Source organism: Actinomadura syzygii (assembly GCF_008085905.1).
Classification (GTDB): domain Bacteria; phylum Actinomycetota; class Actinomycetes; order Streptosporangiales; family Streptosporangiaceae; genus Spirillospora; species Spirillospora syzygii.
Map to the genome: position 1 here is coordinate 52,197 of NZ_VSFF01000007.1, position 22,666 is coordinate 74,862.

Below are 22,666 nucleotides of genomic sequence, written 5' to 3' on the forward strand. Positions count from 1 at the left end.
CCCCCACCCCGCAACCTGGACGTGTCCGTTCGTCGTCAGCGGCGGTGGGCGTAGGGGTTGGGCGCGGTCGGGTCGGCCTTGACGACGATCGTGCGGGCGACCTTGCAGTGCAGGGCCTGCTTGCGGCGGTCCCACAGGATCCAGGCGACGTCGACCAGGCCTATGCAGCCGCAGAAGCCGCCGAGCACGCTGTAGAAGGCGGAGCGTCCGGCGGCCTGGCCGGAGGTGATCGCCTGCCGGTCGTCCTGCCGGACGACGCGGATGCGCAGCAGCATCTTGCCGAGCGTCTGCCCGAACCTCGCGTGCATCAGCCAGTAATAGAGGAAGCCCAGCACGACGCTGATCGCGTTCGCGCCGGACTGGGCGCCGTTGAAGAAGGAGTCGTTGGAGTCCGGGTTGAAGACGCGGTTCCAGTCGATGAACGGGATCGAGACCAGCCCGGACACGATGCCGACCAGGATCAGGTCGACGATCGCCGCGCCCAGCCGCGCCCAGCGGCCCGCCAGCCCCTCGGTGGCGGGATCGACGTACCCGCCCATGCCCGGCCCGTAGCCGGACTGGTCGGGATACCTCGGGTACTGCGGTGGCGGCTGCTGCTGCCCGTACCCCGGCTGCTCGCCGTATCCGGGCTGCTCGCCGTACCCCGGTTGGCCGCCGTATCCGGGTTGGCCGCCATGGCCCGGCTGTTCTCCGTACCCGGGTTGACCGCCGTACCCGGGCCGGCCTCCGTACGGTTGCTGACCCTGGCCGCCGTAGGGGTCCTGGCCGTAGGGCGGTTGGCCGCCGGGCGGCTGCCGCTGCTCGCCGCCGTAGGGCGGTCCGCCGTACGGGCCCGGACGGTCGGGCGGCGGCTGCTCGTCAGGCCGCCGGTCTTCCGGCTCTCCCCCGGACGCGGGGTCGTTCGGCGGTTGCGTCATGACCGTTGGATTGGCCGTGGCGCAGGGTTCCAAACATCGCCGCGTCCGGGAGGATCGGAATGTTTACCCCTGGATGATCAGGAGTTGCCGGGCTCGGACGGCGGCGCCGCCGGCGCCGGTGGTTGCGCGGGCGGTTGCGCCGGTTGCGCGGAGCGGGCGTACGGGTTCGGCGCCCACGCCGGCGCCTTCACGACGACCGTCCCGGCGATCTTGTCGTGGACGGCCTGGCGGCGCGGGTCCCACAGGATCCAGGCGTTGTCGAGGAGGCCGACGAAGCTGAGGATCCCGAGGGCGGGCGTCAGCACGCCGAGGATGGACGACCCCGTCGTGATGGCGTACACGAACGCCTCCCGTCCGGCCGCCTGGCCCCAGCTCACCGCGGAGTGGTCGGACGCCTTCACCACCCTGATGCCGAGCGCCAGCTTCCCGAGCGTCTGCCCCCACCTCGCGTGCGCGACGGTGAAGTACACGAAGCCCAGCAGGAACACGAGCGCGTACGCGGCCATCATGCGCGGGATGTTGTACAGGTCCAGGGGGTCGGTGATCGGCTCGCCGGACGAGATGGAGTCCTCCCACTTGTCCCAGCGGATCGAGAGCAGGAAGGCGGGCGTCGAGAAGACGCCGAGGATGACGCCGTCCAGGATCCCGGCGACGAGCCGGCGCAGGCGTCCGGCGGCGAAGTCCTGCGGTCCGCCCTGGCCGGACGGTCCGTAGCCGGGCGGTCCGTACCCGGGGTGGCCGTAGCCGGGCGGGGGATATCCCGGCTGCGGCGGGCCGTAACCGGGCGGCGCGTAACCGGAGGGCGGAGCGGGCGGCCCGTAGCCGATCGGGGGCGCGGCGGGCAGCGGGGCCGCACCTGGCTGCGGGGCCGCACCTGGCTGCGGGGCCGCGCCGGGTTGCGGGGCCGCGCCGGGTTGCGGGGCCGCGCCGGGCTGGGCGCCGTAGGTGCCCTCGTAGGGCGGCGGGCGCTCCGGCATCGCGGGCGGGCCGGTCGGCGCGTCCGCGGAGGGGGTCTCGGGGGCGTCCGGGGACTGCGGGTCGGGGGACGCCCAACCGCCGCCCTCGGGCCGGGGGTTCTCAGGCGGTTCGCTCATGATCCACAGTGTGCCGTCAAACGGGCGGGACCGGTGCGGTTTGAACGGACGTCCGGCCCTGGACGATGGCGCCGTCCAGGGCCGGGCGACCCCCCGAGCTCAAGGGGGAGCGTGCGGCGGATCAGAGGTTGCCGCGGCGCTCCTGCTCCCGCTCGATCGCCTCGAACAGGGCCTTGAAGTTCCCCTTGCCGAAGCCCAGCGAGCCGTGCCGCTCGATGAGCTCGAAGAACACGGTCGGCCTGTCCTGGACGGGCTTGGTGAAGATCTGCAGCAGGTAGCCGTCCTCGTCCCGGTCGACCAGGATCCGGCGCTTCTGCAGCTCCTCGATCGGGACGCGCACCTGCCCGATGCGCTCGCGCAGCTCCGGGTCCTCGTAGTAGGAGTCGGGGCTCTCCAGGAACTCGACGCCCGCGGCCCGCATCCGGTCGACCGAGGACAGGATGTCGTTCGTCGCGAGCGCGATGTGCTGGACGCCAGGACCGCCGTAGAACTCCAGGTACTCGTCGATCTGCGACTTGCGCTTGCTCTCGGCGGGCTCGTTCAGCGGGAACTTCACCTTGCGGGTGCCGTCCGCGACGACCTTCGACATGAGCGCCGAGTACTCGGTCGCGATGTCGTCCCCGACGAACTCGGCCATGTCGGTGAAGCCCATGACGCGGTGGTAGTACTCGGCCCACTCGTCCATGCGCTCGACGTTGCCGACGCAGTGGTCGACCGCCTGGAAGTAGCGCTTCTCGACCGGCTCGACGATCGGGTCGACGGCCTCGAACCCGGGGAGGTACGGGCCGGTGTAGTTCGAGCGGTCGACCAGGGTGTGCCGGGTCTCGCCGTAGGTGGCGATGGCCGCGATCGTCACCTTGCCGTGGTCGTCCTCCAGGACGTGCGGCTCCTCCAGGCCCGTCGCGCCCTTGGCGAGTGCGTGCCGGTAGGCGTGCTCGACGTCCGGGACCTCGATCGCGAGGTCGACGACGCCGTCGCCGTGCTCGGCGATGTGCCGTCCGATCTCCGTGCCGGCCTTCACCGGGCCCCGGAACACGAATCTGGCGCCGCCCGACTCCAGGACGTGCACGGCCTCCTCGGGACTGCCGTTCTCCGGGCCACGGTAGGCGACCCTGCGCATGCCGAACGCGGTCGAGTAGTAGTGCGCCGCCTGCTTGGCGTTGCCGACGGCGAAGACGACGGCGTCCATGCCCTTGACCGGAAACTCATCCATGCCACCCAATCTCCGCAATCGCCTACAAGGTGCGCAAGAGTCATCTGAATCACTGGTCAATCTGTACAGTGGACGGCAGTATTCACCGGTCGCTCTGTACAGCATGACCATGTGTTCGGGCGGCTTCGGAGGGGGAGGGCGGCGGCATGCCGATCGACGCGCTGGACGGACGGCTGATCGAGCTCTTCACCGCCGAGCCGCGGATCGGCGTCCTGGAGGCGTCCCGGCGGCTGAAGGTCGCGCGCGGGACCGTGCAGGCGCGGCTCGACCGGCTGGCCCGGGACGGCGTCGTCGCGGGCATGGGCCCGGAGATCGACCCGGCGGCGCTCGGCTACGGCGTCACGGCGTTCGTCACGCTCCAGCTCCGCCAGAGCCTGGGGCAGGGGCACAGCGGGCACGACCCGGTGGCGGCGCGGCTCGCGCAGGTGCCCGAGGTGATCGAGGCGCACACCATCACCGGGCCCGGCGACATGCTGTGCCGCGTCGTGGCGCGCAGCAACACCGACCTGCAGCGCGTCATCGACCTCATCGTGGACGTCGCGGGCGTCGAGCGCGCGTCGTCGGTGATCTCCCTGGCCACCCAGGTCCCGTACCGGACGCTGCCGCTCGTCCGCGCCGTCGCCGCCCAGCGCGACCGCTGACCTGGATAAGGGCGGCCCCGGACACAGCGCCGCCGGGCGGGTTCTCTGCCCGCCCGGCGGTTCCCGGTTCCGCGATCAGCGCGGCCGGCTCGGCGGGACGCCGGCCGAAGCGATGAACGGTCAGCCGGCTCCGTACGGGGTGGCGTCGAGGATCTCGACGGTCATGCCGCGTCCGTTCGGCAGGTTGTAGGTGGCCTTCTCGCCGACCTTCTTGCCGTTGATCGCCGCGCCCAGCGGCGACTTGGGGGAGTAGACGTCGATGGGGGCGCCGACCTCCTCGCGGGACGCGAGCAGGAAGGTGACCTCCTCGTCGTCGCCCTCGAAGGAGATCGTGACGGTCATGCCCGGCCCGACGACGCCCTCGGTGCGCGGCGCCTCGCCGACGCGGGCGTTCTCCAGGATGGCCTGCAGCTGCAGGATGCGGCCCTCGATCTTGCCCTGTTCCTCCTTGGCCGCGTGGTAGCCGCCGTTCTCGCGCAGGTCGCCTTCCTCCCGCGCCGCCTCGATCTTCTGCGCGATCTCGATGCGGCCCGGGCCCGACAGGTGCTCCAGCTCGTTCTTGAGCCGGTCGTACGCCTCCTGGGTCAGCCAGGTGACGTTGTCAGCGCGGGTCTCGGTCACGGGTACTCCTCATCCACATGTAGCGATCCTCCGCCCGCTCCCTGGGCGGATGTCACATCGACATGAAGTGCGGCCGGGTGAAACCTCTAGCCTATCCGGTGGTTGCGGGTAAAGGTTCCCTGATCTCGGCGTCTGCAATCCGCCATTCGTACTTCGGCCTTCACGGGGCGTATCGGACGCCCGACCGTTACACCCGACCGCTACACGGTGCGGCAGTCGTGGATCCGCGCGCCGGTCGCCCTGCGGGCCGTGTGCAGCGTCTCCGTCCCCTTGGCGCCCGACCTGCCCGCCGGGACGGTGACCTCCCGCTCGTCCAGCACCGCGAACTTCTCGTCGTAGGCGTCGACGGTGCAGCGGACGGCGTCGTCCTTCCCCTTGGCGACGGTGTAGTTGACCGTCACCAAGGCGTCGGCGATGTCGTAGCTGACCATCTGCGCGACGATCCCCGGCGTCTGCCCCGCGTAGGCGGCGATGATGCCGAAACCGCCCGCGGCGAGCGCGGCGACCGCGCCGATGACGACCAGTCCGAGGCGTCCCCGGCGCGGCTCCGGGCGCGCGGGGTCGGACGCGGCTTCCTGCGGCACGCTCGTCGTCATGGCGGGGAATCTCCGTGCGGTGTTCGGACGTTGTCAGGGACAATTCTCGTCTGTGTTGTCGCGTGCCTCGAACCGGGGGCCGCTCACCGAGTCCGGAGAGGGAGATCCCCAGGTGTCCGAGGCGATCGAGGAAACGACGAGGAGGCCGGCCGGGGGCGAGGAGCCGCTGCGCCTCATGGCGGTGCACGCGCACCCCGACGACGAGTCCAGCAAGGGCGCCGCGACGATGGCGCGGTACGTCGCGGAGGGCGTCGAGGTCCTCGTCGTGACGTGCACCGGCGGCGAGCGCGGCGACATCCTCAACCCGGCGATGGACCGTCCCGAGGTCAAGGCCGACATCGGCAAGGTCCGCGAGGCGGAGATGGCGCGGGCCCGGGAGATCCTCGGCGTCCGGCAGTCCTGGCTCGGCTTCGTCGACTCCGGCTACCCCGAGGGCGACCCGCTGCCGCCGCTGCCGGAGGGCTGCTTCGCGCTCGAACCGCTGGAGACCGCCGCCGAGCCGCTGGTGCGCGCCGTCCGCGAGTTCCGCCCGCACGTGATCCTCACGTACGACGAGAAGGGCGGCTACCCCCACCCCGACCACGTCAAGTGCCACGAGGTCTCGGTCGAGGCGTTCGACGCGGCGGGCGACCCGGAGCGCTACCCCGGCACCGGCGAGCCCTGGCAGCCGCTCAAGCTCTACTACCACATGACGTTCAGCAAGGAGCGCGTCGTCGCCCTGCACACCGCGATGGAGAACGCGGGCCTGGAGTCGCCCTACGCCGACTGGATGAAGCGGTTCGACGAGGACGACACCGGCGAGCGCGCCAAGTGGGAGGTCACCACGCGCGTCCCGTGCGCCGACCACTTCGAGACCCGCGACCGCGCCCTGCTCGCCCACGCCACCCAGATCGACCCGAACGGGTTCTGGTTCGTCGTCCCGATGGACGTCCAGCGCGAGGCATGGCCCACCGAGGACTACCATTTGGCCAGGTCCCTGGTCGACACCGAACTGCCGGAGGACGACCTGTTCGCCGGCGTCCGGGAGAAGGTGTGTCTCTGATGCCTCCCCTCGCCGTACCCCTCGCCGCGCCCCTGGTGGCGCTTCCGCTGAACGACGACACGGTCAGCCCCGGCCTGCTCGGCTTCGGCGTCTTCATCGTCCTCCTCGTCGCGACGGTCTTCCTGTTCCGCTCGATGGGCAAGCAGCTCAAGAAGATCCAGGCGCCGAGCGAGGCCGACCTGAAGCAGCAGGAGTGGGAGCGCGCCGAAGCCGCGAAGGCCGCGGCCGGGAAGGCCGCTAAGATCGACGACGCCGCGAGGAACGGCGGCGACGGGGACGGCGCCTGACGCCGCCTCGACTCGACGGCTGACGAACCGGGGGCGCCCATGGCGGAGGCGGCGCACCGCCCGAAGACCGTGACGGCGCCGGGCCCGGCCCGTCCGCACAGGGCGGACGCGGTGCTGCGGGAGCGCGGCGAGCAGGGCGCGCGGGTCACGTTCTTCGAGCTGTTCTTCGACCTCGTCTTCGTCTTCGCCATCACACAGCTCTCCCACCTGCTGCTGGAGCACCTCACGCTGCGCGGCGCCGGCGAGACGCTGCTGCTCCTGCTGGCCGTCTGGTGGGCGTGGATGTACACGTGCTGGACGACGAACTGGTTCAGCCCCGACCATCCGGCCGTCCGGCTGATGCTGGTCGCGGTGATGATCGCCGGGCTGTTCATGGCGGCGATGCTGCCCGGCGCGTTCGGCGGCGAGGCGCTGTGGTTCGCCGCCGCCTACGTCGCGATCCAGGTCGGCCGGACGGTGTTCGTCGTCGTGTGCACCTGGGGGCACCGGCTCGGCCCGAACTTCCAGCGGGTCCTGTTCTGGCAGGTGGCCGCCGGGGTGCTGTGGATCGGCGGCGCGCTCGCCGACGGGCACGAGGCGCGCGTGGGGCTGTGGGTGCTCGCCGTGGCGCTGGAGTACCTCGCGCCGTGGCACGGGTACGCGACGCCGCTGCTCGGCCGGTCCAGCACCGCCGAGTGGACGATCGACGGCGCGCACATGGCCGAGCGCTGCCAGCTCTTCCTGATCATCGCGCTCGGCGAGACGGTGCTGGTCACCGGCTCGACGCTGGCCGGGCACCCGCCGTCCGGCGCGGTCGCGGCCGGGTTCGTGTCGGCGTTCGTCGGCACCGTCGCGCTCTGGTGGATCTACTTCGACCACACCGCCGAGGCCTCCGCCGCGCAGATCGCCGCGTCCCCCGACCCCGGACGCCTCGGACGCTCCGCCTACACCTTCATCCACATCGTGATGGTCGCGGGCATCATCGTCGGCGCGGTCGCGGACGAGAAGGTCCTGGCGCACCCCGGCGGCCACCTCGGCACCGCGTTCGCCGTCGTCGCGCTCGGCGGCCCGGCCCTGTTCGTCGCCGGGCAGGCGCTGTTCAAGCGGGTCGTCTTCGGCGGCTTCACGCGCGCCCGGGTGGTCTCGATCCTCGTCCTCGCCGGGCTGGCCGGGCCCGCTCTGCTCACCGACGCGTTCACGCCGCTCGCCCTGCACGTCTGCGCGTCCGCCGTGGTGGTGGCGCTGGCGCTCTGGGACGTCCGCGCCTACCGGCGGCTGCGCCGGATGAACGCGCTGCCGGGGCCGTTCGTCACCGGGTGACCCCGGTTGGACCCGGCCGCCGCCGGGGAGGATCTCCGCCGTGCGCGCGAACTTCGAGGACTCCCTCCAGGGCCTGCCCCCGGCGGCGGCGCGGCTGTTCCGGCTGCTGGGCGTGCTGCCCGGCGGCGACGTCGGCCCGGCGGCGGCCGCCGCCCTCGCCGACGTGCCGGAGGACGAGGCCCGGACGCTGCTCGCCGCGCTCGCCGACCGCGACCTCGCAGCCGAGTCCGCGGACGGCCGCTACGCGGTTCCCGGCCCGGCCCGCGCCCTCGCCCGCGAGCGCGCCGAGCGGGACGAGACCGAGGCCGGGCGCGAGGCGGCGCTGCGGCGCGTCCTCGACCATCTCCTCTCCGTCGCGGGCGAGGGCGGGCTCCACCTGGACGGGCTGGCGCTGCTGGAGCGGGAGCGCTGGTCCGAGGCCGCCGACGAACTGGCGGAGCGCCTGGACGCCGCCGAACACGAGGACGACCCGCACGGCGCCCTCCTCGCCCGCCACGACCTCGCCCGCGCGCTGATCGGGACGGGCGACCTCGACCGCGCCATCGAGCTGCTCGGCCTGCTCCCGGACGAGTTCGCCGCCCTCCCCGAACCGGACCAGTACAACCGGGCCCGCGCGCTGGCCAGCCTGGGCGAGGCGTACCTGCGGGCGCACCGTCCCGTCGCCGCGACGAACTTCTTCGGCCAGGCCCTGGAGATCCTGCGCAAGGAGGACGTCGTCGACTTGCAGGCCGGGATGTTCGTCCACCTGGCCGAGGCCGCCCGCCAGCGCGGCGACCGCGCCGCCGAAGGCGCGGCGCTCGACCGCGCGGCCGAACTGTACGAACGGGTCGCCGCGGAGGGGCCGTGAGCGGTCAGGCTTTGCGGTGGTCCCAGCTCACGACGCGGTCGGGCTCCATCACGACGAGGACGCGCTTGGCCACCGCCCGCTCGATGCCCTCGGCGACCACCGGGTCGACGGGCTCGCCGATCTCCGGGACGGGCAGCCCCGCCATCCGCGAGCCGACCACCATGCCGACCTTGTTCCTCGGCTCGGGGTCGTCGATGACGACGCCGCGCCCGTAGAGGGACACGCCGCGCAGCTCGCCGTACTCGACGCCGTCCTCGACCAGGCAGGTCATGGCCGGGTTCCGGCGCAGGTTCAGCACCTTCTGCGACGCCCGGTAGGTGGTGAAGGCGATCTTGCCGTCCAGCAGCGCGTAGAACATCGTGACGAGGTGCGGCGCCCCGTCCCCGCCGACGGTCGCGACCTGCACCTTGTAGCTCTCCGCCAGGTAGGCCGCGACCTCGTCCGGCGTCATCCTGATCTGCTCGCGCTTGCCGCCTGCCAACGGGGCCTCCTCGTATCGGGCATGGATCGGGCGTGTATCGGGCTCGACCCGGCCTGACCCGGGCACGGTGCGGAAAGCATAACCAAGCGCTTGATCGTGTCCGGGACGCGGCACCATGGGGGGATGTCCGCGCGAGATCTGACCGTCCTCGGCTCCGCCAGCGCGGTGCCGACCAGGGCCCGCAACCACAACGGCTACCTGCTGCGCTGGGACGGCCACGGCCTCCTCTTCGACCCCGGCGAGGGGACGCAGCGGCAGATGACCCTGGCCGGGGTGTCGGCGTCCGACGTGACGTGGATCTGCGTGACGCACTTCCACGGCGACCACTGCCTCGGGGTGCCCGGCATCGTCCAGCGCATCGCCCGCGACGGCGTCGCGCACCCGGTGGACGCGGCGTTCCCGGCGAGCGGCGCGCAGTTCTGGGAGCGACTGCGGCACGCCGCCGCCTTCCACGACACCGGCGTGATCCGGGAGCAGCCCGTCGCCGGGGACCGGATGGCGCTCGACACCGGGGACGCGCCGTTCTCCCTGGTCGCGATGCGCCTGTCCCACCCGGTGGAGGCGTACGGCTACCGGCTTGAGGAACCGGACGGCGTCACGATGCTGCCCGCCGAACTGGCCGCGCGGGGCGTGCGCGGGCCGCTGGTGCGGCGGCTCCAGCGGGACGGCCGCGTCCTCACCCCGAACGGGCGCACCGTCACGCTCGACGAGTGCAGCGTGCGCCGTCCCGGCCAGAAGGTCGCGTTCGTCATGGACACCCGCCTCTGCGACGCCGTCGCGGAACTCGCCGACGGCGTCGACATGCTGGTCATCGAGTCGACGTTCCTCGACGCCGACGCCTCCCTCGCCGCCGACTACGGGCACCTCACCGCGTCCCAGGCGGCGAAGGTCGCGGCGGGCGCGGGCGTCCGGCACCTCGTCCTGACCCACTTCTCCGAGCGGTACCGGACGGACGACGAACCCAGGTTCGCCGACGAGGCGTCCGCGGTCTTCGGCGGCGAGGTCACGCTCGTCCACGACCTCGACCGGATCCCGATGCCGCCGCGCCGCCTAAGCGGTCGCGGACCAGGGCAGGATGATGACCATGGCTGAAGAAGTCGATGTCGTGGTGATCGGTCTGGGCCCCGGCGGCGAGGACGCGGCGGGACGGCTGGCGGAGGCGGGCCTGTCCGTCGTCGCCGTCGAGTCGCGGCTGGTCGGGGGCGAGTGCCCGTACTACGCCTGCGTCCCGACGAAGATGATGGTGCGGGCCGCCGGGCTCCTCGCGGAGGGCGGGCGCATCCCCGGGATGGCGGGCGAGGCGTCGGTCCATCCCGACTGGGCGCCGGTCGCGGCCCGGATCCGGGACGAGGCGACCGGCGGCTGGGACGACAAGGCCGCCGCCGACCGGCTCACCGGGAAGGGCGCCCGGCTCGTCCGCGGACACGGCCGCGTCACCGGCCCCCGCGAGGTCACCGTCGACGGCCAGGTCTTCCAGGCCCGGCGGGGGATCGTCCTCAACACCGGCACGTCGCCCGCCGCGCCGCCCGTCGACGGGCTCGCCGGCACCCCGTACTGGACGAACCGCGAGGCCGTCCAGGCGACGGAGCCGCCCGCGTCGCTGCTCGTCCTCGGCGGGGGCGTCGTCGGCGTCGAGATGGCGCAGGTGTTCTCCCGCTTCGGCAGCCGCGTCACCATCGTCGAGCACGGCGACCGGCTCCTCGCCAACGAGGAGCCGGAGTCCAGCGCGCTGCTCCGCGACGTGTTCGAGCGCGAGGGCATCGGCGTCCGCACCGGGGTGGCCGCGACCGGCGTCGCCTACGAGAACGGCGAGTTCACCCTCCGCCTCGGCGACGAGGGCATCGTCGGCGACCGGCTCCTGGTCGCGACGGGCCGCCGATCGAACCTCAAGGGCCTCGGGCTCGACGCGGTCGGCCTGGACGAGAACGCGCGGGGCATCTCCGTCGACGGCCACATGCGCGCCGCCGACGGCGTGTGGGCGATCGGCGACATCACCGGGATGGGCGCGTTCACGCACGTGTCGATGTACCAGGCGGCGATCGCCGTCCGGGACATCCTCGGCGAGGAGGGCCCGCCCGCCGTCTACCGCGCCGTGCCGCGCGTCACCTTCACCGACCCTGAGATCGGCTCCGTGGGCCTCACCGAGGCGCAGGCGCGCGAGCAGAACCTGCCCGTCTGCACGTCCGTCTCCCCGATCCCCGATTCGACGCGCGGCTGGATCCACAAGACCGGCAACGACGGCCTCGTCAAGCTCGTCGAGAACACCGAGTGGGGAACGCTGGTCGGCGCCACCGCCGCGGGCCCGTCCGGCGGCGAGGTGCTCGGCTTCCTCGCGGTGGCCGTCCACACCGAGACCCCCACCGCCTCCCTCCGCGAAATGATCTACGCCTACCCCACCTTCCACCGAGCCATAGAACCCGCCCTCACCGCCCTCGCCCGCTGACGCCGGTCAGGGCGGATCCGGCATCACGAGTCCTCTGTCCAGGACGGGCAGGTAGCCCTGCCCCGGCTGCCGACTCCGTCCTCGTCCCACGGGGAAGACGAGGACGGAGCTCAGGACTCGGGCCACGAGCGCCCTCCGCTGCTGGAGGTCGTATCCGCCTTCGCCCGGAGACAGCCGCCACTGGCGGAGGCGTTCGGCCGCGTCGTCGGAGAGACAGGCTTCGACGGCTTCCCGCGCTTCCTTCTCCTTGGCGAGGTCTTGGACGATCTCCTTGAGGTTCGCACGGCGTTGCTCGTAGAGCGCGCCGACGACGTCGCCGCGGTCCAGGCGGGCCTCCAGGTCGTCGAGTCTCGCGTTGACGGCCTCGAACTCACGTGCTCGGACCCATTCGCCCTGCTTCAGTGAATCCGGCGGCGCTCCGGCGAGAACGCCGAGGACCAGATCGGCCACCTCCTGATCCATCCACTCTCCCCGTACCGAGCTTCCTCCACAGCCACCGTCGCTCGCCGGGCGGCACGCATAGCGGTAGTTGGACCGGCCCACCTTGGTGGCGCAACCCGCCAGGACGCATCTGCAGAGCCGTCCGTCCGCCTCGTTGCCGCACTGGAGGAACCCCGACAGCAGATACTTGCGCGGCGTTCGCCCCTCACCTGCCGCGCTTCGCCCGCCTGGAGCCCTGCGGCGCGGCGCGTACCGACGGCATACCGCCTGCCATTCCGCCGGGGTGATGATCGGCTCCCACCGGCCCGGCAGCGGGTCTCCGGCCTCGTCGGTGACGATCTCGTCGTCGAGGACGCGCAGCCCGGCCAGCCGCGGGCTGGAGATGATCTGCTTGACCGTCTGGGTGCGCCACGGGCCGCCGTTCCTGGTCGGGAGCCCTGAACGCGCGAAGATCCGAGTGATGGCCGAGAAGGACTGGCCCGCGACGCAAGCGGCCACCGCTTCGCGGATCACCGCGGCCTCCGCGGGCACCACCTCGATGGCGCCAGGGACGCCCGCGACGGGACGGTAGCCGAAGGAGCGTCCGCCGGTGTGGGCGACGCCCCGGCGGGCCTGGGAGGCGTGCCACCGCTTCGTCCGGTCGCTGCGCCTGCGGTTCTCTCCCAACGCCACCGAGACGTCCTGCAGCCCCGACTCGTCGGCGTCCGGGCCGTAGAGGTCCCGAGGTCCCTGCCAGGCCAGGAAGCCGCGCGCCGGGAAGGCGCGGAAGGCGGTGATGAAGCGCTCCCACTGGACGGGCGTCTTGTAGATCCGGTCGACGTCCACCGTGACGACCCCGTCGATGCGCTCGTCGTCAGCGGTGCGTCCGCGATGGAGGTCGGCCAGCATGGCCTCGAAGCCGGGACGCGGTTCGTCGCGGCTCGCCGACCTGTCGTTGTCGGTGTAGCGCTTGATCACCACAGCGCCCGTGTCGCGTGCCATCGCGGCGCAGATCAGGTGCTGAGCCTCGACGCCGAGTGCGACGTCGGGGGTTCGCCGCTTGGCGGAAACATCGCTGATCCGCGCGTAAGCGACCAGGTTGAGGGGATGGTGAGCGGGAATCCGGTTCGCCGAGTCGGGGGCGGTGTTCTGTACGGCCGAGCTGGTCATCATGCCTCGCGGTGCCGTCGGTCTGATCGTCTCACGGAGACTACGTTCCGGGTCCGACAGTTCGCGCTGAGTGATGAGATGTGAAGGGCGCTCGTGGGATGTGAAAGGCTGAGATCGTGAATCGGCTGGCTCAGGCTACGTCGCCATATCTTCTTCAACACGCCACCAATCCGGTCGACTGGTGGGAATGGGGAGAGGAGGCGATCTCGGAGGCTCAGCGGCGGGACGTGCCCATACTGCTCTCAGTAGGGTACGCGTCCTGCCACTGGTAGCTCCGCTTACCCACTGGTGTCACGTTATGGCGCATGAGTCGTTTGAGGACGGCGAGACGGCGCAGATGATGAATGAGCGGTTTGTCAATATCAAGGTCGATCGGGAAGAGCGGCCGGATATCGATGCCGTTTATATGGAGGCCACCCAGGCCATGACGGGTCAGGGCGGGTGGCCGATGACGGTGTTCATGACGCCGGAGGGGCATCCGTTCTACTGCGGGACGTATTTTCCGCGTGCGCAGTTCAGGGCGTTGTTGCAGGCCGTCCACAAGGCTTGGACGGAGCAGCGGAACGAGGTCGTCGGGCAGGGGCAGCAGGTCGTGGCGGCGTTGACGTCGCGCGGGACGGGGCTCGCGGGCGAGGCCGCGCCCGGCGACGGGTTGCTCGCGCAGTCGGTGCAGGCGCTCGCCGCGTCCTATGACGCTGCGCGTGGCGGGTTCGGTGGCGCGCCTAAGTTCCCGCCGTCGATGGCGCTGGAGTTCCTGCTGCGGCACCACGCCCGGACGGGCGACGACGAGGCGCTCGCCATGGCCGGGCACACCCTGGAGGCGATGGCCAGGGGCGGCATCTACGACCAGCTCGGCGGCGGGTTCGCGCGGTACTCGGTGGACGCGGGGTGGGTCGTCCCGCACTTCGAGAAGATGCTTTACGACAACGCGCTTTTGGCCCGCGTGTACGCGCATTGGTGGCGGGTGTCCGGCACGCCGTTCGCGCGGCGGATCGCGTTGGAGACATGCGACTGGATGCTCCGCGACCTCCGGACGGACGAGGGCGGCCTCGCGTCCGCGCTCGACGCCGACAGTGAGGGCGTCGAAGGCAAGTACTACGTCTGGACGCCACAACAGTTGCGCGAGGTCCTCGGGGACGAGGACGGCGCCTACGCGGAGTCCCTTTTCAAGGTGACGGGCACATTCGAGCGGGGAACGTCGGTTCTCCAGCTTCTGCGTGACCCTGATGACGTCGACCGGTACGAGCGGATCCGGACGGCCCTGCTGGCGGCGCGCGCGCACAGGATTCCTCCCGCGCGGGACGACAAGGTGGTCGCGGCCTGGAACGGTCTCGCCGTCGCGGCGCTCGCGGAGTGCGGGGCGCTGTTCGACCGTCCCGACCTCGTCCGGGCGGCGGAGGAGGTCGTGCGGCTGCTGGTCGACGTGCACCTGAGCGAGGGGCGGCTCGCGCGGACGTCGCGGGGCGGGACGGCGGGCGCGAACGCGGGCGTCCTGGAGGACTACGCCGACGTGGCCGAGGGCCTGCTCGCCCTGCACGGCGTCACCGGCGACCCGCACCATCTGCGGCTGGCGGGGGAGTTGCTGAACACCGTCCTCGAACGGTTCGGGGACGGCGAGGGCGGCTTCTACGACACCGCCGACGACGCCGAGCGGTTGTTCCGCCGTCCGCAGGACCCGACGGACAACGCGGTGCCGTCCGGGCAGTTCGCCGCCGCGGGCGCGCTGCTGTCGTTCGCCGCGCTGACCGCGTCGGACTGGCACCGGCAGGCGGCGGAGGCGGCGCTCGCCCCGGCCGCGAAGCTCGCCGACAAGCACGCCAGGTTCGCCGGGTGGGGGCTCGCGGTGGCGGAGGCGCGGGCGACGGGCCCGGTGGAGGTCGCGGTGATCGGCGACCCGGCCGACGAGCGGACGCGGGCGCTGCACCGGACGGCGCTGATGTCGGTCGCGCCGGGCGCGGTGGTGAGCGTCGGCCCGCCGGACGCGGAGGGCGTCCCGCTGCTGGAGGGGCGCGGGCTCGTCGACGGCGTCCCGGCGGCGTACGTGTGCCAGGGGTTCGTGTGCCGCCGGCCGGTGACGTCCGCGGCGGAGCTGAGCCGCGAACTACGTGGGCAATTGGACTGAGAATCCATTTTATGGCACCGTGATGTTGATCTCGTCTGGGCTTGGTGTTACCGCTCAGTAGTAGGGCCGGGGCTGACCCAACGGGGCGTCGCGGACGGGCGTGACGGGTGGTGCGCCGGGTATCTGGACGGTGGCCGACCGAGTGAGTCATAGTCGTGTATCGAGGACGGTCAAGACGCGCCGCGGCAGGACGACCTTCGAGGGAGTGCAGCAGTGGGAAAGCCGAACCGCCGGGTCCTGCCGACGATCATCGGCGTTTCGGTGCTCACCACGCTCGCGGCGAACGTGGCCGTGCTGGTGGCGCGCGAGGGCGACGGTCCGGCGGCCTCGCCGCGGGCCGACGGGCGCGCCCAGTTCGTGGCCGCGTCCGGCAGCACGGGGCTGCCGACCGGGGTCGTCGCGCCGCTCGGCAAGCGGCTCACGCCGCACGTGCTCGTCGCCGCGCCGTCCACCCTTCCGGCCGACTTCGTCGAGAAGGTCCGCGCGGCCAAGGGCGTGCAGGGCGTCGAGGTCGTCGACGCCGTGCAGGGCATGGTCGCGGGTAAGCGCGTCGGGCTGATGGGCGTCAACCCGTCCACGTTCCGGAACTACACGCCGAAGCCCACCGCCAAATCGGACGCGCTGTGGCGCAACGTGGCGTCCGGCGACGTCGCGATCTCGTTCACGATGGGCAACGACGGCGGCGTCGAGCTCGGCAGCCAGGTCCCGGTCGGCGGCAAGCGGAGCCCGTCGCGGCTGCGCGTCGGCGCGTACGCGACGATGGGCATCGGCGACGTCGACGCCGTCATCTCGCACACCACCGCGCAGATCCTCGGGATGCCGAGCGGCAACGCGATGCTGATCAGCGTCCCGAAGACGGAGCCGAAGGCGTTCGTCAGGAAGCTCCGCAAGACGCTGCCGAAGCAGGCGAAGGCCGTCGAGGTGAACCCGGAGATCGACGTCCCGCAGGGCGGCGGCGACGTGCCGCGGGCCGACGGCCAGGTGATGACCGCGCACCAGATCCAGACGGTGATCCGCGCCGCCTACACGCGGCTCGGCTGGCCGTACGTGTGGGGCGGCGAGTCCGAGGCCGAGGGCGGCTACGACTGCTCCGGGCTCATGCAGTTCGCGTTCGCGCGGGCGGGCATCAGGCTGCCGCGCGTCGCCGCCGACCAGGCGCGCACCGGCTGGGTCATCCCCTACGCCAAGGCCCGGCCCGGCGACATGCTGATCTGGGCGAACGACCCGACCGCGCCCGGCTACATCTCGCACATCGCCCTCTACCTCGGCAACGGCAAGATGATCGCCGCGCCGCGCAGGGGGACGGTCGTGCAGGTCCAGAACGTCTACACGCGCAACATGCGCGGCGCCGTCCGGGTCAGCCCCAAGCTGGCCAACACGCTGGCGGGATGAGCCGGTTGGGTTAGAGCGGGCAGCCGCGGCCGAGGAACTCCAGGTTGCGGTCGATCAGGCCGGGCAGTTCGTCGTGGCCGACCTTGCCGTCCATGTACTGGTACATCGCGGCCTGCATGACGCCGAGGACGGCCCAGCCGAACGCCTCGACCTCCGGGTCGTCGGCGGGACGTCCGGTCCGCTCGGCGACCACCTCGTTGATCACCTTGAAGGTGCCGCCGCGCAGCGACTCGAACGTGCGGGCGCGCAGCGCCGGGACGGTCGCGGTCAGCCGCATCCGCGTCTTGATCGTCTCGATCTCGGACGTGTAGAGCTGCGGCAGGACGTCCTGGAGCACGGCGCGCAGCGCGTCGAGCGGCGGCACCTCCGGCGGCTGCTCGCGGAGCATCTGCGCCATGACCGGGTCGTACTCGTCGGTGACGACCACGTCCTCCTTGGTGGGGAAGTAGCGGAAGAACGTGCTGGGCGAGATCTCCGCCGCCGCCGCGATCTGCTCCACCGTCGTCTCGTCGTACCCCTGCTCGGTGAAGAGCCGGAGGGCGTGGTCCTGGATGGCGCCCCGGGTCCGCAGCTTCTTGCGCTCCCGCAGCGGGAGGCGGGAGATCCGGTCCTGCAGCCGGTCGACCAGCCGGTCAGGGGACGACGTGCTCATGCGTCGATTCTCGCCCATCGGCGGCGGGCGTCGCATCCTCGCGCGCCCGTCCCGGCTGGAACAGCCAGAGCAGGACGGCCACGGCGAGCGCGGCCGCCCCGCAGGCGGCGAGCACCGCGTCCATGCCGTGCGCGTAGGCGTCGCGGGCGGACGCGAGCAGCCCGCCGTCGTGCAGGCGCCCGGCGACCGCGACGGCGCCGCCGATCGAGTCGCGCGCCGCGTCGGCCGCGCCCGCGGGCAGGCCCGCGGTCGGCACGCGGTCCCGGTAGATCGCGGACAGCAGGCTGCCGAGCCCGGCGACGCCGAGCGTCGCGCCGGTCTGGCGCAGCGTCTGGACCAGCCCCGACCCGCGTCCGGCCTGGTCGGCGGGGAGCGCGGCGAGCACGGCGTCCATCGCGGGGATCATGGTGAGCCCGGTGCCGATCCCGATGACGACCAGCCACGGGACGGTCGCGGCGTACCCGTCGCCGGCGCCGGACAGCGCGCCCCAGCCGAAGCCCGCCGCGAGCACGAGCAGCCCGGTCACGATGATCGGCTTGTGCCCGGCGCGGGCGGCGATCCGGTCGGTGGCGACCGCGCCCGCGATCAGGCCGAGCAGCATCGGCGTCAGCCGCAGGCCGGTGCCGAACACGTCCGCGCCCTGGACGGCCTGCAGATACTGCGGCAGGACGAACAGGACCCCGCCGAGCATGAGGTTCGCGGCGACGGCGGCGACCGTCGCCGACACGAACCGGGCGTCCCTGAGCAGCGCGAGGTTCAGCATCGGCTCGGCGGCCCGCCGCTCCCAGCCCACGAACCCGGTGATCAGCAGCACGGACAGGACGAACGAGCCGAGCACCACCGGGTCGGACCAGCCGCGCGACGGCGCCTCGATCACCCCGTACACCAGCGCGACGATCCCGGCCATCGACAGCAGCGCGCCCGCGAGGTCGACGCGCGGCGCCGCCGGGTCCCTGGACTCGGGCAGCAGCAGCGCGATCGCGACGCCGCCGACCACGACGACCGGGACGTTGACCAGGAAGATCGAGCCCCACCGGAAGTGCTGGAGGAGCCAGCCGCCGAGCAGCGGCCCGAGCGGCAGCCCGAGCGCGGTGGCCGCCGACCACACGGCGACGGCCCGGGTCCGCTCCTCGGGCGGGAAGATCGCGGGGAGCATCGACATGGACAGCGGCGTCACGATCGCCGCGCCGACCCCCATGAACGCGCGGGCCGCGATGACCCCGCCGGTGCCGTCCGCGAACGCCCCGGCGAGCGAGGCGGCGCCGAAGATCCCGAGCCCGGCGAGCAGCAGCCACTTGCGGCCGAACCGGTCGCCGAGCAGCCCGGCGGGGAGCAGCAGCGCCCCGAACACGAGCAGGTAGGAGTCGACGATCCACTGGAGTTCGCTGGTGCCCGCGTGGAGGTCCTCCGACAGCGTGGTCAGCGCGACGTTGAGGATCGTCATGTCGAAACCGAGCGCGAGCATGCTGAGCGCCAGCGCCGCGAGACCCAGCCAGCGCCGGGTGCTGCCGACCTCCATGAAGGCCACCTCCAAATAGTTCTAGCTCTCAAATGAGAGTAACTATCAAAAGAAGGCGAATGTCAAACAGGGCCGAGGCTGGCGCTTGCCCATTCTGCGTTGTAATTTTGATTACATGAATACGAGCGAAGCGGTGGAGCAGTTGCGCGGCTGGTTCTCCGGGCGGCTCCCGGACGACTGGTTCGACGGCCCGCCGGAGGTCGTCCTCGACCGCGAGGAGGTCAGCGTCGTCGGGCGGCTGCCCGTGCCGGACGCGGCCGCCGAGCTGTCGGAGGCCGAACGGGCGGGCGTGATCGCCGGGCACGTCCAGCGCTTCCGCGAGGACACCCGCGAGCTGCGCATCGGGATCGCCCGCGAGGCCGAGCGGCGCTTCGGCCACAAGGTCTCCTGGGGCGTCGAGTGCGGCGGCGAGCGGGAGATGTTCACGACGCTGTCGGTGCCCGTCATGACGCGGCTCCGCCAGCCCGAGCGGCGCGTCCTCGACACGCTCGTGGAGGCGGGCGTCGCCCGCAGCCGCAGCGACGCGCTCGCCTGGTGCGTCCGGCTCGTCGGCAAGAACACCGACGAGTGGCTCGCCGAGCTGCGCAGCGCGCTGGAGCACGTCGAGCGGGCCCGCGCCGCCGGCCCGCGGGCGTGATCCGCGCCTTCCTTACCCGATCTCGATGATCATTGGGTGTGATCATGGGCCTGCCGTCGCCTAATGTGCCATGAAACGGTGGCCGGGAGGGGATCGGGAGGTGGTCGGACGGTGCGCGGGCTGCGCTGCCTGGACGGCTCCGACCTCGCCGTCGTCCCGGTCGCCTCGCTCGACCGCGGCGGCAACCCGTTCGAGGTGACGCTGGAGCTCCGCCGCGACGGCGACTCGTTCGGCTCGGTGGGGGAGCGGTGCGGCTACTTCCTCGCCGACCTCGCCCGCCGCGTCGCCGAGGCCAGGACGGACGGCTCCGCGCAGGCCGCCCGCTGGCCCGACCCCGACGACCGGTTCCCCGACCCGTCCCCGGGCGACCCGTCCCGCGAGCCGGAGCTGTTCGCCTTCCGCTACCGCGACCGCGGCGACGTGATCAGCACCGGCGAGCTGCGCTGCGCGCTGCGCACGTCCTCGATGTGGCTCGGCGGGCAGCAGTCCGCCGCCGGACGGTGGCGGGTCGCGCGGCGGGCCGTCCTGGAGGCGTGGGGCGCGGGCGGGCGGGGCGTGCGCGCGGTGCTCACCTCGGCCGACCTCGCCCGGTTCCTCGCCGAGCTGCTGGCCCAGGCCGACCGGGAGGTCCCGGGGGGCGTGGGCGGGCGTCCGCCCGCCGCGGCCAGGCCGGAGCAGGCCACCGCCCTCGGCCGAAGCATCCCTCGCGTTAGCCTGACATGACGGGAACGGCAGGAAAAGTGTCGCGGCCGGGCCATAATTGAGCGTTCTCCCGCCAGGGACGGTCGCTCGAAGGGAAGCCCATGGGGGTTCGGCGTACGGGAAGGCCGCGCGGCTGGATGTCACGGAGTGCGCGGCGGGACCGTGTCCGCCGCCGCCCGTCCGACGACGGCGGCCCGTTCGTCGCCGCGATCCGCCGCAGCGGACCGTACGCGGCCGTCCGCGACGTCGTCTACCGGATGTACGAGCGGCGCGTCGAGAAGTCGCTGCCGACCGACATCACCCCCCGGCACGTCGGCGTGATCCTGGACGGCAACCGCCGCTGGGCGAGGTCGATGGGCCTCGCCGACGTCAACACCGGGCACCAGCGCGGCGCCCAGAAGATCTCCGAGCTGCTCCAGTGGAGCGCGGAGGCGGGGGTCGAGCATGTCACACTGTGGCTGCTGTCCACCGACAACCTGAACCGTCCGGCGGCGGAGCTCGACCCGCTGCTCGACATCATCGAGAACACCGTCCGCAAGCTCGCGGACGACGGCTGGCACGTGAAGCCCGTCGGCGCCCTCGACCTGCTGCCCGGCAAGACCGCCCGCGTCCTCAAGGACGCCGGCGAGGCGACATCGGACGCTCCCGGTCTGATTGTGAACGTCGCCGTTGGGTATGGAGGTAGGCGTGAGATCGCTGATGCGGTGCGCTCACTGCTCATCGAGCAGGCGAGCCGGGGCACCAGCATCGAGGAACTCGCCGAGATCCTCGACGTGGAGCACATCGCGGAGCATCTCTACACGCGCGGCCAGCCCGACCCCGACCTGGTCATCCGCACCTCGGGGGAGCAGCGCCTCTCCGGCTTCATGCTCTGGCAGAGCGCGCACTCGGAGTTCTACTTCTGCGAAGTCCATTGGCCGGACTTCCGCAAGGTCGACTTCCTCCGGGCGATGCGCTCGTACGCCGCGCGGCACCGGCGCTACGGTTCCTGACGGCCGCTCCGCGGCCGCACCGCCCGCGCGGCGGACCTGCGCCACCGGCAGTTCCCCCATGACCAGGGAGATCGAGTGGCCACATCCTCCGCGCGCCGTCCCAGCCTGCCTGGGAACCCCTCCGGGACGGACGTCCCGGACCGGCGCACGTACGTCCTCGACACCAGCGTCCTGCTCGCCGACCCAGGGGCCGTGACCCGGTTCGCCGAGCACGAGGTCGTACTCCCCATCGTCGTCATATCCGAGCTGGAGGCGAAGCGGCACCACCCAGAGCTCGGATACTTCGCCCGGCAGGCCCTCCGCCTGCTGGACGACCTGCGCGTCCGGCACGGCCGGCTGGACGAGCCCGTCTCCGTGCAGGGCCCGGTCGGCGACCAGGGCGGAACGCTCCGGGTCGAGCTGAACCACTCCGACCCGACCGTCCTGCCGGACGGGTTCCGGCTCGGCGACAACGACACCCGGATCCTGTCGGTCGCGGCGTGGCTGGCGCGCGAGGGACGCGACGTCGTCCTCGTCTCCAAGGACCTGCCGATGCGGGTGAAGGCGTCCGCGGTGGGCCTCGCGGCCGAGGAGTACCGGGCCGAGCTCGCCGTCGTCGAGTCCGGCTGGACGGGCATGCGGGAGATCGAGGTCCCCGCCGCGCTCGTCGAGGAGCTGTACGAGACCGGGTCGACCGACATCGAGGAGGCCCGCGAGCTGCCCTGCCACACCGGGCTCCGGCTGCTGTCCGAGCGCGGCTCCGCCCTCGCCCGGACGCTGCCCGACAAGTCGGTGAAGCTGGTGCGCGGCGACCGGGAGACGTTCGGGCTGCGCGGCCGGTCCGCCGAGCAGCGCATCGCGCTCGACCTGCTGATGGACGACGACGTCGGCATCGTCTCGCTCGGCGGCCGGGCCGGGACGGGCAAGTCCGCCCTCGCGCTCTGCGCGGGCCTGGAGGCCGTGATGGAGCGGCGCAAGCACCGCAAGGTCGTGGTGTTCCGCCCCCTGTACGCGGTCGGCGGGCAGGAGCTCGGCTACCTGCCGGGGAGCGAGAACGAGAAGATGTCGCCCTGGGCGCAGGCGGTGTACGACACCTTGTCGGCGGTCACCACTCCCGAGGTCATCGAGGAAGTTGTGGACCGTGACATGTTGGAGGTCCTGCCGCTCACCCACATCCGCGGCCGGTCGCTGCACGACGCCTTCGTCATCGTGGACGAGGCGCAGTCGCTGGAGCGCGGCGTGCTGCTGACCGTCCTGTCGCGGATCGGGGCCGGGTCGCGGGTCGTCCTGACCCACGACGTGGCGCAGCGCGACAACCTCCGGGTCGGACGCCACGACGGGGTCGCCGCGGTGGTGGAGAAGCTGAAGGGCCATCCGCTGTTCGCGCACGTGACGCTGACGCGCTCGGAGCGGTCGCCGATCGCCGCGCTGGTCACCGACCTGCTCGGCGACGTCGGCTGACGTCTCGCGTCCGGATCCCGGCCGTCCGCGTCCCTGGGCGGCCGGGATCCGCATTTCCGGACATGCGCCTATTTCGCCACGCATCGTGATCTTTTGGCCCCATGCCGTGCCTTTGTGATGAAGGTCACAGATTACCGGG

General features: G+C 72.2%; 21 protein-coding genes and 1 pseudogene. 13 read left to right on the top strand and 9 right to left on the bottom strand.

What is annotated here, in order from left to right:
• Positions 1-35 precede the first annotated feature (35 nt).
• The 3 genes from FXF65_RS18140 to hppD all read right to left on the bottom strand — a co-directional run bounded on the left by FXF65_RS18140 (position 36) and on the right by hppD (position 3,224).
• Complete coding sequence (locus FXF65_RS18140) at positions 36-917, bottom strand: RDD family protein (RefSeq protein WP_148351167.1); 882 nt, start codon at positions 915-917, stop codon at positions 36-38.
• A 77-nt stretch (positions 918-994) separates the two neighbouring features.
• Positions 995-2,011, bottom strand: coding sequence for an RDD family protein (locus tag FXF65_RS43805; RefSeq protein ID WP_187412370.1), 1,017 nt, complete (start codon positions 2,009-2,011; stop codon positions 995-997).
• A gap of 121 nt (positions 2,012-2,132) precedes the next feature.
• Positions 2,133-3,224, bottom strand: coding sequence for a 4-hydroxyphenylpyruvate dioxygenase (gene hppD, locus FXF65_RS18155; RefSeq protein ID WP_148351168.1), 1,092 nt, complete (start codon positions 3,222-3,224; stop codon positions 2,133-2,135).
• 146 nt (positions 3,225-3,370) lie between these two features.
• On the opposite strand from hppD, the gene FXF65_RS18160 reads away from it, so the two are divergent.
• Positions 3,371-3,865: an Lrp/AsnC family transcriptional regulator gene (locus tag FXF65_RS18160; RefSeq protein WP_148351169.1), complete on the top strand. Its 495-nt coding sequence runs from the start codon at positions 3,371-3,373 to the stop codon at positions 3,863-3,865.
• Between the two features lie 120 nt (positions 3,866-3,985).
• Here the strand turns inward: FXF65_RS18160 and greA are convergent, their stop codons facing one another.
• Together greA and FXF65_RS18170 are read right to left on the bottom strand one after the other, a co-directional pair.
• The gene (greA, locus tag FXF65_RS18165) at positions 3,986-4,486 is read right to left on the bottom strand and encodes a transcription elongation factor GreA (RefSeq protein WP_148351170.1); all 501 of its coding nucleotides are present in this window, start codon (positions 4,484-4,486) and stop codon (positions 3,986-3,988) included.
• A 200-nt stretch (positions 4,487-4,686) separates the two neighbouring features.
• The gene (locus FXF65_RS18170; RefSeq protein WP_148351171.1) at positions 4,687-5,082 is read right to left on the bottom strand and encodes a DUF4307 domain-containing protein; all 396 of its coding nucleotides are present in this window, start codon (positions 5,080-5,082) and stop codon (positions 4,687-4,689) included.
• A 175-nt stretch (positions 5,083-5,257) separates the two neighbouring features.
• Here FXF65_RS18170 and mca point away from each other — a divergent pair, with 175 nt between their 5' ends.
• From mca to FXF65_RS18190, 4 genes are read left to right on the top strand one after another with little or no spacing between them, the layout of a single operon-like run.
• Entirely contained in the window at positions 5,258-6,124 is an 867-nt protein-coding gene (gene mca, locus FXF65_RS18175; protein ID WP_148351558.1) for a mycothiol conjugate amidase Mca, read from the top strand.
• A complete protein-coding gene (locus FXF65_RS18180) occupies positions 6,124-6,411 on the top strand; it encodes a hypothetical protein (protein WP_148351172.1) in 288 nt (95 codons plus the stop codon). Before mca ends, FXF65_RS18180 begins: the two co-directional genes overlap by 1 nt.
• 39 nt (positions 6,412-6,450) lie before the next feature.
• Positions 6,451-7,710: a low temperature requirement protein A gene (locus FXF65_RS18185; protein ID WP_148351173.1), complete on the top strand. Its 1,260-nt coding sequence runs from the start codon at positions 6,451-6,453 to the stop codon at positions 7,708-7,710.
• A gap of 40 nt (positions 7,711-7,750) precedes the next feature.
• Entirely contained in the window at positions 7,751-8,557 is an 807-nt protein-coding gene (locus tag FXF65_RS18190; protein WP_148351174.1) for a tetratricopeptide repeat protein, read from the top strand.
• Positions 8,558-8,561: 4 nt separating this feature from the next.
• Here the strand turns inward: FXF65_RS18190 and FXF65_RS18195 are convergent, their stop codons facing one another.
• Positions 8,562-9,038, bottom strand: coding sequence for a pyridoxamine 5'-phosphate oxidase family protein (locus FXF65_RS18195; protein ID WP_148351175.1), 477 nt, complete (start codon positions 9,036-9,038; stop codon positions 8,562-8,564).
• Positions 9,039-9,161: 123 nt separating this feature from the next.
• Here FXF65_RS18195 and FXF65_RS18200 point away from each other — a divergent pair, with 123 nt between their 5' ends.
• Both FXF65_RS18200 and FXF65_RS18205 read left to right on the top strand, forming a co-directional pair.
• Positions 9,162-10,130 (top strand): ribonuclease Z, encoded by a 969-nt coding sequence (locus FXF65_RS18200; protein ID WP_148351176.1) that lies wholly within the window; start codon positions 9,162-9,164, stop codon positions 10,128-10,130.
• Positions 10,123-11,481 (top strand): dihydrolipoyl dehydrogenase family protein, encoded by a 1,359-nt coding sequence (locus tag FXF65_RS18205; RefSeq protein WP_148351177.1) that lies wholly within the window; start codon positions 10,123-10,125, stop codon positions 11,479-11,481. The genes FXF65_RS18200 and FXF65_RS18205 overlap by 8 nt, the downstream gene beginning before the upstream one ends.
• Positions 11,482-11,487: 6 nt before the next feature.
• On the opposite strand, the gene FXF65_RS18210 is transcribed toward FXF65_RS18205, so the two are convergent.
• Positions 11,488-13,071: a recombinase family protein gene (locus FXF65_RS18210; protein ID WP_187412371.1), complete on the bottom strand. Its 1,584-nt coding sequence runs from the start codon at positions 13,069-13,071 to the stop codon at positions 11,488-11,490.
• 113 nt (positions 13,072-13,184) lie between these two features.
• Between FXF65_RS18210 and FXF65_RS18215 the strand changes: the two are divergent.
• Positions 13,185-15,193: pseudogene (locus FXF65_RS18215) on the top strand (thioredoxin domain-containing protein).
• Between the two features lie 213 nt (positions 15,194-15,406).
• Entirely contained in the window at positions 15,407-16,585 is a 1,179-nt protein-coding gene (locus FXF65_RS18220) for a C40 family peptidase (RefSeq protein ID WP_148351179.1), read from the top strand.
• A 10-nt stretch (positions 16,586-16,595) separates the two neighbouring features.
• Here FXF65_RS18220 and FXF65_RS18225 read toward each other — a convergent pair whose 3' ends face one another.
• Entirely contained in the window at positions 16,596-17,237 is a 642-nt protein-coding gene (locus tag FXF65_RS18225) for an acyl-CoA-like ligand-binding transcription factor (RefSeq protein ID WP_148351180.1), read from the bottom strand.
• Complete coding sequence (locus FXF65_RS18230) at positions 17,218-18,756, bottom strand: MFS transporter (RefSeq protein ID WP_148351181.1); 1,539 nt, start codon at positions 18,754-18,756, stop codon at positions 17,218-17,220. The genes FXF65_RS18225 and FXF65_RS18230 overlap by 20 nt, the downstream gene beginning before the upstream one ends.
• Before the next feature lie 115 nt (positions 18,757-18,871).
• Here FXF65_RS18230 and FXF65_RS18235 point away from each other — a divergent pair, with 115 nt between their 5' ends.
• The 4 genes from FXF65_RS18235 to phoH2 all read left to right on the top strand — a co-directional run bounded on the left by FXF65_RS18235 (position 18,872) and on the right by phoH2 (position 22,527).
• Positions 18,872-19,393 carry a hypothetical protein gene (locus tag FXF65_RS18235; RefSeq protein WP_148351182.1) on the top strand — a complete coding sequence of 174 codons (522 nt, stop codon included), beginning with the start codon at positions 18,872-18,874 and terminating at the stop codon, positions 19,391-19,393.
• Between the two features lie 111 nt (positions 19,394-19,504).
• Positions 19,505-20,116 carry a hypothetical protein gene (locus tag FXF65_RS18240; protein ID WP_246198898.1) on the top strand — a complete coding sequence of 204 codons (612 nt, stop codon included), beginning with the start codon at positions 19,505-19,507 and terminating at the stop codon, positions 20,114-20,116.
• A 116-nt stretch (positions 20,117-20,232) separates the two neighbouring features.
• Positions 20,233-21,087, top strand: coding sequence for an isoprenyl transferase (locus tag FXF65_RS18245; RefSeq protein WP_148351183.1), 855 nt, complete (start codon positions 20,233-20,235; stop codon positions 21,085-21,087).
• A gap of 75 nt (positions 21,088-21,162) precedes the next feature.
• Positions 21,163-22,527, top strand: a complete 1,365-nt coding sequence (phoH2, locus tag FXF65_RS18250) for an RNA 5'-3' helicase PhoH2 (protein WP_187412372.1) — start codon at positions 21,163-21,165, stop codon at positions 22,525-22,527.
• The last annotated feature ends 139 nt before the right edge of the window (positions 22,528-22,666 follow it).